Origin of the sequence: Aquirufa lenticrescens (genome assembly GCF_019916085.1) — a bacterium.
GTDB classification, from domain to species: domain Bacteria; phylum Bacteroidota; class Bacteroidia; order Cytophagales; family Spirosomataceae; genus Aquirufa; species Aquirufa lenticrescens.
On record NZ_CP049834.1, the window covers coordinates 703,395 to 716,271 of the forward strand.

The window sequence follows — 12,877 nt, forward strand, 5'->3', positions numbered from 1 at the left end:
TTATATTTAAGTTGAATTTCTAATTTATATATGGTTAACATCTTAGAGGAACTAAAATACCTTGACAATGCTGCGACTACAAAACTCGACAATAGAGTTTTGGAGGGAATGATGCCATATTTTACGGATCTTTATGGTAATGCTTCAAGTACTCACAAGCTTGGCGAGAAATCTAAGTCGGCCATCGAAAATGCAAGAAAGGAAATTAGTTCGGCGATAAATTGTAATACTTCAGAAATTATTTTCACTAGTGGTTCAACTGAGTCAATAAATCTTGCTATTAAGGGATTTGTTGAAAGTAATTCACATAAGGGCAATCACATAATTACATTAAAGACAGAACATAAGGCTGTACTTGAAACATTGAGGTACCTTGAAACTAAGGGTATCGAGGTTACTTATTTGGATGTTGATTCAAGCGGCATAATTTCTTTAGAGGAATTATTGCAAAGCATTAAAGAAACTACTTTAATGATTGCAATTATGTACGTGAATAATGAAACGGGTGTTATTCAAGAAATTAGCAAGATAGGTGAGATAGCAAAAGAAAGAGGAATTTGTTTTTTTTCTGATTCTACCCAAGCAATTGGTAAAATTGAAGTTGATGTTGACGCATTAAATGTAGATATGCTTTGCTTTTCTGGACATAAAATTAGTGGACCTAAAGGAATCGGTGTTTTATATATACGAGATGGTATCGAGATAACTCCTCAAATTCACGGAGGTAGTCAGGAGTTTGGACTTAGATCTGGGACTTACAATACACCACTAATTGTTGGAATCGGTATTGCTGTAAAAATCGCATCTAATGAGTATAAAAAGAACTTTGAAAAAGCTATTCAGCTTAGGGAAGATATTCTTGAATATTTCACTAAGAACAATATTGGTAAAATGGCTTTTCAGCGTGACAATACTGTTCCTAATATTATTAGTATCGAGTTGAATGATATTGATGCAGAAGAATTTTTAATGTTTAATTCTTCTAAGTTTTTTGCTTCAACTGGTAGCGCGTGCAATTCAGGTTTGCAGATTAGTTCTTATGTTATTGACGCTATCTTTAAAAATGAAAGAAAACAAATTATAAGAATATCAATTTAAATGGGAGAAAATTATCACTTAATAAGAATTTCAAAATTAAAAAAATTAGGGGTCCCTTATGAAGAAATTATTAGTAAGATTTTTTATGAATATGGAATAAAGTTGACTGTAGGTGAAATTATCAATTTGGAAAGCCTTGATTCCAACGAAGGCTTAGAATCTGAAAAAAGTAAGACTGAAATGATCTTAAGTGTCTGTAAGCTTAACAAAAACCCATTATCATCAATTGAAATTTCATCAGAAATTGAAAACATTTTCGGTTATTATATTCACAAATCCGAGGTTAACAGACTAATTCATAAAAATTTAAGAGGAAAGATAAAATATGATCGATTAAGCTTCAAATATTTCATTAATGAAATATCGAATTCAGATATTAATAAAGTCATCTCTGAAATCGAAAAAGAATTAACAAAAAAAACGTTTGACCTGCTACGTTATTCAGTTAATTATAGTTTGCTGGGGATAGTAAAAGAATATTTTAAACTAAAATACATTCAAGTTAACACTGGTAATCCTAATATTGATTATTTGATCAAAACGGTTGTTAAAGACAATATTATTACAGAATGTGAAGAAGAGTTTTTGAGATTAAAGGCTAGTGAACTGAATTATGACAAGAACATTATAGAGAGAGCCAAGCTTAACTTAGAGTCCAATAATCCTTACTTAGATGATCTGATTCATATCATTTTTAATGATGGGGAAATAAAAACAAATGAATTAGATTTTTTAAAAGAAAAAACTTTAGAGAACCGTTTTAGTGAAAAATTCGTTTGTGAAAGATTTTGGATTATTGGTATTTCCGAGTACTCAAGTCATTTATTGAGGATTAAAGACTTCAAATTATTTATAATATGCTTATTCGCAGTAATTCGTTTGAATAGGGAAGACCTAATCGAATCAATATTTGTGAATGAATTGAATGTTCTGAAAAATAATAATATTGAGAGTTTAATTCATCAATCTTTTGTAAAGTTAAACTCAATTGTCAATGAATTGTTGTCAGAAGAATTTGATTTTCAGTTCGATTATACAAGAAAAATTTTATTTGAAAATTGTAAATCTTTTGATTCTGAAGATTCCACTAATGATCTAATTTCAACAAGTTTCAACGAAAACTCGTTTGATCGATTTATTAAAATTTTAAATCAAGAAAAGTTAAGAATTGGGACTCCTGATGTCAATTTATTAGTAGAAAATATTAAATATAGAATTGAAAATCAATTATGGGACTAATAGATTTATTAAAATATGTATCTCCGAATCAGAAAAATAAAATTCTAGGTAAGGAGACTACAAAAATAATCCGTTTCAGTTTTGTTAGGTTTGACTATGAAGCATTGCCCATTGATATTCTAAATGAGGCCGTAGCATTATACGCAGGTATTGAGTTGGTCAACACATCAAAGGGGCGAGAGATGTTGGTTGAAGCATTGCCAATTAATATCCTTGAAAATATGGGGATAAATGGTGCCAATCCAAATGAAATTTTTGATAAGGCGGTTCAATTATACAAAAGAGACGTAGTAAAATTTTTTACGGATTTTGAGATTGAGGATGATTATAGAAAAATCACAGAAATTGATGAGAGAGCAAATTTTGAATATACAATACCAGTTTATGGAGAATCAAATGGTGTAAGTGCATTTCCTCATTTATATCAATTAAGGGTTAAAAAAGAATTAATGGGTCATTTAAGAGCCCCTATTAATTATAATACAAATAAATCATTAGTTACAATGCCTACGGGAGCTGGTAAAACAGTCTTGGCAATGGAGACAATTGTAGATTTATTTAGAGGGCATTTTGATGAAAAACCGCTGAACATTCTTTGGCTTGTTAACTCTCAAGAATTATGTGAACAGAGTCTAATAGCTTTTCAAAAATTATGGAAACAAAAGGGGGATAGGAAAATTATGGCCCAACGATATTATGATAAGTTTAATTCTTTGAACTTTGAAAATGTTGATAAAATTACTTTTGCTTCATTTACATTATTGACACCAAGGATAGTAAACAAAACATCTGAAGATTTGAAGCTATTGAAAATGGCGGATTATTTGTTTATCGATGAAGCTCATTTCGCTAATGCAGATGAGTATCAAAATGTTTTTAGATCTTATGTCGAACAAAATAGTAATCCTAAAATTGTTGGTTTAACTGCTACTCCAATTAGATCAGATGATGATCAATTTGTAACTTTAAAATCAATGTTTAATTACTATTTGAAAATCAAAAATGATGAAGGTATGGATATTGATAGTCCAATTGAATATCTTCAAAATCTTGAATATTTGTCCAAAATTGATTTTCAGGTAATTAATAATGCTTCTGAAAGAATTGGTCAAAATCTAGTAGATTATTCAGGGTATTATAATGAGCTTCATTCAAATATTGAAAGAGTTTGTAATACCTTAATCAAGAATGGACAGAATACAATCATTTTTGCAGAATCCCGATCTCACGCAATTGCTTTAAGTTTATTTTTAAAATCGCGAAATGTTGAAAATGAACTGATTGTTGGAGCTACTCCAACTTTGAATAGAAAAAAATACTTGGAACGTTTAGAGGATAAAAGTGATTCGCTATCAATAATTGTAAATGAAAAGATTTTATCAACAGGTATCGATATAAAAGGATTAAACTCTATAATAGTATTATGTAAAATAGAATCAGTAACAACTGCACTTCAAATTTTAGGTCGCGCTATGAGAGGTCCTAAAAATGGAGGGAATCAATCAAATACAATTTATTTAACAAGAGATAATAGAACAAAACTTGAAAACTTGAGATTGCTCGAGGCTAGAGTTATAAATAACTGATAATATGGCTAATAATCTCTACGGTAGTAGATTCATTGAAAAATTAGTGAGTTCTGGGTACAAAAACCCAACTTACGCAATGGCAGAAATTATAGATAATTCTGTTGATGCAAAGGCAAAAAACATCGATATCATTTTAGTAGAGGATCAAAAAATTGATGGTGGCAGAAATTCTAGATATGTTTCGGATGTCTTTTTTATAGATGACGGTTCAGGAATGAATTATGAGCAAATAAATGGGTGTCTCAAGTTTTCGGAAGGTGATGGGACATCAAATAGTAGAATTGGGACATTCGGAGTTGGACTGCCTAATTCATCAATTTATGTTGGGAGAAGAGTTGAAGTTTATTCTAAAGATATTAATACGGGTAATTGGAACTATGTTTTTCTAGATTTAGATAATCAATTAGAGAGATCTGAACCAGGTTATGATGAGTCCGTTGAAAAATTTCCAAGTTTCGATAATATTCATTTGAAAATTAATTTTGATGAGGTAAAAACTGTAATTAGATGGAGTAAAATCACAAGGTTAAGTGCTAGGAAACCTGAAACCATTATAAAGAAAACATCAACTCTGGTTGGTAGAATTTATAGATATGTTTTAAATGAGATAAACATAACTTTTAGCTCAATACTAAAAGGAAACAAGGAATATGATATCTATAAAGAGAAGGCACTTCCTTATGATCCATTGTTTGTTTTATCAGAAAGAAGTCAAATTACTGATTTAGTTTGGACGCTAGCAACAGATAGTTCTAAAAATCATCAAAACCCCAAAATTCCTCATAATGAAGAGTTTAATACTCAATTTCATTATAAAAAATTTATTGATGGTTGTATTCCCAATCAGACAATTTTGCCACTCTTTCAGAAAATTGATGAATATTGGGACGAATTGCAAAGAGTTTCAATCAGCGGCCGAGAATATTCATATCGCATCAAAGCATCTGTCGCCAATAAAAGTATAGTACATCCAGGGATTAGTTCAGGAGGAGGGACACCACTTGGGATGGAAATTGGAAATAAAATGACAGGTGGAAACGATCTAAATGGAGGAAATATTTACTTTATTAGGACAAAAAGAGAAATTACTTGTGGGAGTTTTGGATTATATAGGACTACAAATGAAAAAGAGCGCTTTTGGACAATTGAAATTGAGTTTGACAGTGATTTAGATAAATTAATGGGTCTTGATTATCAAAAGCAACAAGTTGATTTCAGGAAAGTTAATCAAGACGAGGTTAATGAAATCGAAAATGCTTTAAATCTCGAGATAAATGAACAGCAACAAATATTATTTCAACACATTACATACAATATCCAAAGCTGTATAAAAAAAATCAAAGAGATTCTTAAAGGATATTATAAAGACTTCCAATTAAATGAAAATGAAGCAATTGCTGTTGGTGGAGGTGACGATGTTAGTATAATACCTACAGTTGAGCCAGCCGTAATACAAGCTTTTCCAACTGGTCCAAGATGGTCAGATGAAAATAAGCAAGAGATGGTCAAATTTTTAAAAGGAAAATTTATGGCGATCAAGGAAGAGTCAATCGCACGCCAAGTTGATAATTTTGCGAATGGTCTAACCAACACCATAGTATTATATGACAATACTGCTGATGGCAATTTATTCAGTTTAAATAGTGTTAGAGGTACAAGAATTACTTCTATTAATACAGAACATCCTTTCTACAAGAAAGTAATTGAGAAATTGAAAGAGAATAGGGCTTTGGGGGTATTTACAATTGCAATTGAAATGATTATTTGCTCATTTGCGTACGAGATGGATAGTTTAATTCGTGATGAAGAGAAGTTGGAACTTATTTTGAACAGATACCTTAGATTAACTAGTGATAGATTATCTAAATTTATAACAGAGGGTAATATTGAAGTAGATACATCTTATTGGGAGAATAATTTAAATGAGGATTCTGATTTTTAAATAATTTGAATTTTGTATTAATTCATATTTTATGCTTTTATTGAGTGGTTTCAATTTATTTGATCGGTTTTATGAATTCATTGGACAAAATGAAGAGATAACTATATTCTCTCCCTACATTAAAACCGATCAAATAAGAAAGCTTAATGAATCAAAATCAATTAAAAGAATTATTGTAAGGTGGGAAATCAGAGATTTATGTCTAGGGGTTTCTGATTTAAATCTATACGATTATTGTAGAGAAAACAATATCGCATTATATAGAAATACGCGCATTCACTTAAAGGTGCTATGGAATAATAAATCGGATTTGATATTTGGTTCTGCAAATATTACAAACAGAGGTGTTGGAGAAATAGGGGAGTTTAATTACGAATTAGCAGGGGCAAATACTTTCAATAATATTGAGACATATAATTACTTTAATAAAATTATATTTGATAGCGAGTATGTTGATCAGGGTTTATATGATGAAATAAATAAACTTGTTTCAATGACTGAATTACCCATATTGAACTATCCAATATTAGATACAAATAAGAAGTTAGTAGATTCCTTTTTGATCTCTCAGTTGCCGATGACTGAATCACCTACTCTTTTATTGGAAAATATAAATGAACTTACTGATCTGAATGAAGAGGAGTATAGAACGATTTCTCACGATATGGTTTTATTTAATTTAAAATCAGATATTACTGAAGAGGAGTTCTATGTTCATTTGAGTAATGAATTTAATAATCACCCATTTGTAATTAAATTCAAAGATTTTGTAAAATCTCGACCTAATAGTTCAATTCACTATGGAGGTTGTGTAACCTGGATTCAGGAAAATACCACAACAGTACCCACTCCAAGAAGTTGGGAAATGAAGAAACAATTCATTGTCAATAATTTGTATAGATGGGTATGCTTCTTCGACTTAGAGTTTTCTTTTGAAGTGCCCGATGGCGGTCATTCTCAAATATTGACATTTAACGGTTTTAAATAAAACAACTTGCACAGCCTTCTCCTTCTGCATTTAAAATTTCATCTTGCCAATTAGTACCTGTCTTACTTTTAGCCCTCATTGTCTTCAAATAATGATCCTTTTTAATTGCTTTAACTCTTTCTGCTTGCTTTAGTTGAACCAAGGACTCTTCCATCCACGTATATCCATCTTTCTCATATGATATAGCCATTTCAAATAAATTAGGATGTTGCTCTAACAACCACACCCATTCAATTTTTTGTTGATAGAAGCAAAAAAAACAGCCTGATCTACTTCTCGAGTAGTGCCCAGTTTTTACCTCTCCATCAATCTCAACTTGATATTCAACAGGTTTATAATATGCTGGGATTCCAACGCCTGAATTTTCTAAAATCTCAAATACATCATTTATTTTAATGATATCCTGATTGTCAATCAATGGGAAACTATCAAGTTTACCAACAGGGTAGTCTGTGGTTTTTAAGAAACGAAAAATTACATAATTGAAAAGCTTTAGATTTAAATCTAATAATGCGTTTAGCTTTTGAGATTGAGTGAATTTGAAACTTATAGGTTGACTAATAACTTGATTGATTTTAGATAAATCTGCGTCAAATTCCTTCCCTATTTCATCGTAGAGTGATTGGATAATATTCAAATTTTCATTTGACAATACCTTTTTAATGACATCTTCACTCCAGATATTTTTTCTAAATGGAAAAATGGTTTGGATATTTTCCCTCTTAGAGATGTATCCTTCTCTATTCTCATCACCACGAATCCCTACATATGAAATTGTTGGCTCATCTTTTATATGAGCCTCAAAAGGCTGTAATTTTAACTTGTTTGTGCACCATCTTGAATTTGGTGATGGTAAATATCCTCCATAAACTGCAAGAAAGTGATCAAATGGGTTATTCAATGGTGAGTTCTCTAAATCCATTGAATTGTATACTGTTATTTTCTTACCCAACACAGAATTCAGTCGATCAATAAGTTCGTAAGTTTCTGTTAGTTCCTTCCCTGTATCACAGGTATAATAGTTGATATCTAATTCAGGATAGTACTTACTCATATAAATTGCAAGTGCTGCACTGTCCTTGCCGCCTGAAATTCCTAAAACGTGGTTAACTTTACTCATCTTTGGTGATTAATTGATTTAATATTTCAACTAATAGTTCTTTTTTGAATTCTAATGTGAAAGGTTCTAATTCTTTGATTAATTGTTCTCTCAATATATTTACTTTACTATCGTACTTTTTGTTGATTACTACCTTTAGTTGCTGATTTATCCCATTTTCGTCAATTAGATTTAATTCGACCATTTTACCCTCTTTTGAAGATTTGTTAAACTGGTGAATCTCAACGGCGCTTAGTAAACCATTAGAATATAGTTTGATGTTTGAATTAAGTATTATCTTTTCTTCATCTAATAAATCCTCAATCCTTTTGTTTATTGCGTGATCAGCTATTGATTTAATATAACTAAGTCTATCATCTAATGGGGAGGTAAGACGTTCAAAATATACTCGTTGAACTTTTGTTAGTCTATTCAAATCAATCTGAGATAACTTGTCTTTAATTTCTATTTTATAATTCGGGAAATTAGTATCAACACAATTAAAACTATCTATTATACTTTGTTCTATTTCATCTATTAGGTCAGAATAGGATTTTCTAATTTCTGAAATGGCATTTTGTAAATGCTCAACATAAGAAGATACAACCTTTGAATCCGTTTCATTATTCAAAGCATAAAAACCCAATGCATCTGGAAATTTATTAAATAATGCGTCCTCCGGATCTTTTGAAAGTTTTATGGAATCTCTTAGTCTAATTGCCTGAGGGCTAAGATTTCTTGTATTTAAAGAATAGTTAGTTAGGCTTCTGTGAAATCTTAAGAAATTGCCGTAAATGGCCAAAAAAGTTGTGTTAAGGCCATTTGCAGAATTATTTATTTGTGTAATCTCTTTATAGCCTTCTAATAAATTGATTTTAAATCCTGATACCTGGTAACTTTTGATTGAAAAGTCACTTGGTTTTTTATGAATCAAATCTAAAGTTTCTGTTGAAAGATATGGCGTAAATCCTCCAGTGATGTGGAATATAGCGAATTCTTCTCTTTTAGAAATCAGGAAAATTGGAATCCAAAACTCTATAAAGCCTTTTTTTAATTTGAATGGTGCTTTTCGCAATATCGAATAGAGTTCATTAAGGTTTCTATTTTTAGAAAAGCAAGAATCTAAGAACTTTTCACATTCTTCCCATATATCCACTAAAGAATCCTCAAAAATATTCGCAATGGAATTTCGGTGTCTTTGAGGTGCATATATTTGGTATTGTTTGCTGTCTTCACTATAACGGTGAATTCCAGTTTTCTTCAATAACGTTAAATAAATTGCCTTCTCTGGAGGGAATTTAGATGAATCAAATCCTAAATCTTCTATTGTCTCATTTTCAAGTAATCTCGTAATTAAAGCTTTTCTTGCGGAATTGATGGGAGTACTTAAGAATTCCTTATTTATTAATTCATTGAAAAAATATGGAGTTTTAGGGTAAATATTGAAGCAAATTTTAGTTATAAGCTCATTCAAGTCTTTTTTACTTTTAATATTTTTTTGTTCTTCTCCATTATAAATCCAAGAGTTTGAATTTCCGATGAATAAAGAATTAGTCACTAGGTCTTTTAGTTTACCCGTGTAGAAATCTTTCTCATCCTTTAATAATTTTTTGGCGTTTATATCATCAAAATATTTAGAGATTATTTTTTCTAACTGTAATATTTTGAAAATGGTGCTTCTGATTTCATTTGAGTTGAAGTATTGAACGAAAATATTAGTTGGGTGATTTAATGAGCATTGCTTAATTTCTTCTTTATCCTCAAAGTCAAAAATTAAATTAATGTAACCATCAATAGCCCCTTCAGCATCATTGATATTTTCCAGTGATTCATTTACTCTAAATTCGAAAAATCTTGATGTACCTGTTATTGAGGAATACTTTTTTGCGAGGATGATTGGAAAATCTGTAAGGTTTAATATTTCATTTTTAATCGAAAAATCGGGGTTTATCTCTTTTGAGACGGCAATTAACTCTCTCTCTAAGTCAATATCTGTTCCTTCAAGAAAGTTTAATTTATTACTGTGCTTGTAATATCTTATTATACCAGCCTTCTCTAATTTGGTTAGTATGTCTGAAATGTCGACTCCTCTCGTAAATTGAAAATATTTTGATAAAAATACTTCATCAAACGTCCCTCCAGCCTTTGTGAAAATATTTGATAAGCCGATTGTTTTAATGACTTCTACAGCTTGTTTGTAGTCCTCATCAAAAATAAGTTCAGCTCTTTCAATTGCCTTAAAGGTTGAGCTCCATTGGGGTTTGTGGGGATTTTCAGGACTTAGAATTTCTGATGGCAACGTGTATACCAAATAATCAAATACATTGGAAACTGAGTAAAACTCATTCTTCCGTTTATGTATTGAAACTTCAGATTTATCATTCAGAAACGAAAACAATGAACGTTCATTTTGGCCGTAACGCTGTAATGAATTGACTAATACTGTTGCAGAAATCCAATCTAATGGGAATAGTGCTAAAGAAAGTTCTTCGGTAATTAAATTATTATAGCTAATTAGATTGGACTCTTTAATTAATGACAATAGGTCGTTGTAATTGTCTTTATCACAATCTTTAAGATTAAAATCTTTTAGCTTATTACTTGCAAAGAATATTAGTTGTTCAACAGGTTCGTTGAATAACAAATCTGTAAATCGTCCTTTAACTTTTTCCCATTCAAGTTGATCCTGACTATTTAAATTTTTTCCATAAGTAGCAAAGTTTTGATGTAAGGTAATGATGAAATAACTTTCAGTTTCATCATTGTTAGCCCATTCTGCTATTTTTTGTAGAAGAAAAAGTTCTTCAAGTTGATTATTTTTAGCGGCGAATTCTAAAAATTTACCAAATTCATCAACCAGAATAACTAATCCTTTAGATTTATTCTTAGCTTTTAATAATCTCTTTTGTAATGCCTCAATTATTGCGCTATTGCTAATTTCTCCATCAATTTTTAGCTCATTCGCTAGGGTTTGGGTAAAAGATACGGAGTCCCCAATAATTTTTATAAATTCAAATGCCTTGAATCCTTTTTTGTCGTCAAGAGTATTGAAGAAAAGTTGTTCGCCATTTAAATTTCTTTCAAGAGCCCATAAAAAAGTAGATTTTCCGGTTCCGTAATTTCCAATTAAATTGAATGATTTAGAGGAACTATTGGGTCTCAGGAATATTCTTTCGAATATTTCTTTAGTGTTTTCAGTTACTATATATTCAAGAGTTTTACCGCTATCTCTTAAAATATTTGTCGAAATATTGTTACTAATTCTCATATATAGAAGATAATAAATCTTGCTTGAAATCTGGTGTATTAGTTTTTATCTGCAATTGCTTGATACCAGCATCGTCTTTATATACAAATCTGTTGTCAAGGGTACATATTTGTGAAATCAAATTCTCAAGTGAATCTAAGGTAAGACACAAATATGAACCAAGAATTTTTCTGATTGAATCGAGATTTATTACCGTTTCATTTTCAAATGAGTCGCAGATAAAGTACATAAATAAGTAAGGTGAAATAGAGCTTTGCTCACCTAAATTAATCTTATAAACTAATTCACCTGATTCGTTTCTTCTATTTGTTTTAGAAATCAAGTTTAGTTGTAATAATGGAGCATTAAAGTCATCTTCGACTGTTTTAATGTTTTTTATTGGAGCAACATAAGTTTTTAAAAATACATTGAAATCTGAAGAAAGGGTATTTTCTGAAACGGACTTAGTTCCATTTTGCTGAAGTCTTCTATTAATGTAGTTAATGACTGACTTTTCGGAGAACTCTTGAGTTACCTTGTCCGCAAAGTAGTCTAAAAAAATAATTTTGAAGATTGAAGCATATTCATCCTTGCAAAGATGATATTGCAAAAGCCATACTGAGCTTTCGTTCTCTAAAAAAATATCGTTTTCGATGATTTTTCGAGCAATGGGTGTTATTGCTCCGTCTGAATTAATCCACCCAAATGCCTTTAACCAATGGTGTATTGACTTTACCATATTTTTGCCGACACCAAGTTCGGTTATAGCAAATATGTCATCATTAAATGCATCAACTTCCTTTATATCAAATAGTTGCACTCCTTTTGTCAGCCACTGTTCTTTACAATGAAATGTCTCGTGTCCTGAAAATCTTAAAAATTCTTTCACTTTAATTAATTCATTTTTTATTAAACGAAGATAATCAAAATGGAGAAGTTTATCCATTTGCTTAAGTCAATTAAAGAGGATTATCAGTACAATTATTTTTTTTAAAGGTTAACTATTTGATTTATAGACGATTATTTGTTTTAGGTTGCGACTATTTAATTTGCCAAATGAGGTCAATTTAGTAATCGATGTACTCATCATTAATTTCAAAATTGTTGGTAGATGTATTATTCAACTCTCCTAAATAATGAAATGAGTCAATATTTTCATATTCTTTTGTAGAAATAGATCCATTTTGAAGACCGATCATCAGACCTATTATATATGAAAGGTGATTAATGTCCGACCCAGCGATAATGATAGGTTGATCTCTGGGTAGATCAAATCCGTCACACATCTTTTCTAACATTCCTTTAATAAAGTTGATTTCAGGTATAATACCTAATTCAACGATTGCTGGTACAAGGGCGTTTGGATCTTGTACTTTAAAATAAACAACTCTGTGGCCATTTCCATTGATAACTTCGTCGCTTAATTCTATTGAACCAGGTAGTTTCATTTTTTTAACTGATTTAATGGTTGTTCGTTTAGTTTGGAGATTAGGTTCTTGAATTGAATTTCTGAAATGATCAATTTCATTGGCTTTTCAACCTTGTTTTTGGGATTTAGCACTTTTAACATTTTCATATATTTCATTTTATTATAAATATTCCCAAACTCAATATTTTCGGATTTTTTGGAAAATTTTCTGCCGGATTTTTTGAAGAGTATTGACCCCCTAAATTC

Annotated in this window: 9 protein-coding genes; 5 read left to right on the top strand and 4 right to left on the bottom strand. The window is 30.5% G+C overall.

The window, feature by feature from the left end; genetic code table 11:
* Window positions 1-30 precede the first annotated feature (30 nt).
* Genes G9X62_RS03220 through G9X62_RS03240 form a run of 5 tightly spaced genes read left to right on the top strand, consistent with a single transcriptional unit; the run spans window position 31 to window position 6,856 of the window.
* The gene (locus G9X62_RS03220) at window positions 31-1,098 is read left to right on the top strand and encodes a cysteine desulfurase family protein (protein ID WP_223131371.1); all 1,068 of its coding nucleotides are present in this window, start codon (window positions 31-33) and stop codon (window positions 1,096-1,098) included.
* Window positions 1,099-2,337: a hypothetical protein gene (locus G9X62_RS03225; RefSeq protein ID WP_223131372.1), complete on the top strand. Its 1,239-nt coding sequence runs from the start codon at window positions 1,099-1,101 to the stop codon at window positions 2,335-2,337.
* Window positions 2,328-3,923: a DEAD/DEAH box helicase gene (locus G9X62_RS03230; protein ID WP_223131373.1), complete on the top strand. Its 1,596-nt coding sequence runs from the start codon at window positions 2,328-2,330 to the stop codon at window positions 3,921-3,923. Before G9X62_RS03225 ends, G9X62_RS03230 begins: the two co-directional genes overlap by 10 nt.
* A 4-nt stretch (window positions 3,924-3,927) precedes the next feature.
* On the top strand, window positions 3,928-5,868 hold the full coding sequence (locus tag G9X62_RS03235; protein ID WP_223131374.1) for an ATP-binding protein: 1,941 nt from the start codon (window positions 3,928-3,930) through the stop codon (window positions 5,866-5,868).
* Window positions 5,869-5,899: 31 nt separating this feature from the next.
* A complete protein-coding gene (locus G9X62_RS03240) occupies window positions 5,900-6,856 on the top strand; it encodes a phospholipase D-like domain-containing protein (protein WP_223131375.1) in 957 nt (318 codons plus the stop codon).
* On the opposite strand, the gene G9X62_RS03245 is transcribed toward G9X62_RS03240, so the two are convergent.
* The 4 genes from G9X62_RS03245 to G9X62_RS03260 form a co-directional block, all read right to left on the bottom strand.
* The gene (locus tag G9X62_RS03245; protein WP_223131376.1) at window positions 6,849-7,976 is read right to left on the bottom strand and encodes a phosphoadenosine phosphosulfate reductase family protein; all 1,128 of its coding nucleotides are present in this window, start codon (window positions 7,974-7,976) and stop codon (window positions 6,849-6,851) included. The genes G9X62_RS03240 and G9X62_RS03245 overlap by 8 nt on opposite strands.
* The gene (locus G9X62_RS03250; RefSeq protein ID WP_223131377.1) at window positions 7,969-11,223 is read right to left on the bottom strand and encodes an ATP-binding protein; all 3,255 of its coding nucleotides are present in this window, start codon (window positions 11,221-11,223) and stop codon (window positions 7,969-7,971) included. The genes G9X62_RS03245 and G9X62_RS03250 overlap by 8 nt, the downstream gene beginning before the upstream one ends.
* Complete coding sequence (locus tag G9X62_RS03255) at window positions 11,213-12,148, bottom strand: DUF4007 family protein (protein ID WP_223131378.1); 936 nt, start codon at window positions 12,146-12,148, stop codon at window positions 11,213-11,215. Before G9X62_RS03255 ends, G9X62_RS03250 begins: the two co-directional genes overlap by 11 nt.
* A gap of 121 nt (window positions 12,149-12,269) precedes the next feature.
* Window positions 12,270-12,650: a hypothetical protein gene (locus G9X62_RS03260; protein ID WP_223131379.1), complete on the bottom strand. Its 381-nt coding sequence runs from the start codon at window positions 12,648-12,650 to the stop codon at window positions 12,270-12,272.
* Window positions 12,651-12,877: the final 227 nt, after the last annotated feature.

Excerpts from the sequence above, each read along its gene's own strand:
- G9X62_RS03220 (WP_223131371.1), top strand. The coding sequence starts at position 31 with ATGGTTAACATCTTAGAGGAACTAAAATACCTTGACAATGCTGCGACT.
- G9X62_RS03225 (WP_223131372.1), top strand. The coding sequence starts at position 1,099 with ATGGGAGAAAATTATCACTTAATAAGAATTTCAAAATTAAAAAAATTA.
- G9X62_RS03230 (WP_223131373.1), top strand. The coding sequence starts at position 2,328 with ATGGGACTAATAGATTTATTAAAATATGTATCTCCGAATCAGAAAAAT.
- G9X62_RS03235 (WP_223131374.1), top strand. The coding sequence starts at position 3,928 with ATGGCTAATAATCTCTACGGTAGTAGATTCATTGAAAAATTAGTGAGT.
- G9X62_RS03240 (WP_223131375.1), top strand. The coding sequence starts at position 5,900 with ATGCTTTTATTGAGTGGTTTCAATTTATTTGATCGGTTTTATGAATTC.
- G9X62_RS03245 (WP_223131376.1), bottom strand. The coding sequence starts at position 7,976 with ATGAGTAAAGTTAACCACGTTTTAGGAATTTCAGGCGGCAAGGACAGT.
- G9X62_RS03250 (WP_223131377.1), bottom strand. The coding sequence starts at position 11,223 with ATGAGAATTAGTAACAATATTTCGACAAATATTTTAAGAGATAGCGGT.
- G9X62_RS03255 (WP_223131378.1), bottom strand. The coding sequence starts at position 12,148 with ATGGATAAACTTCTCCATTTTGATTATCTTCGTTTAATAAAAAATGAA.
- G9X62_RS03260 (WP_223131379.1), bottom strand. The coding sequence starts at position 12,650 with ATGAAACTACCTGGTTCAATAGAATTAAGCGACGAAGTTATCAATGGA.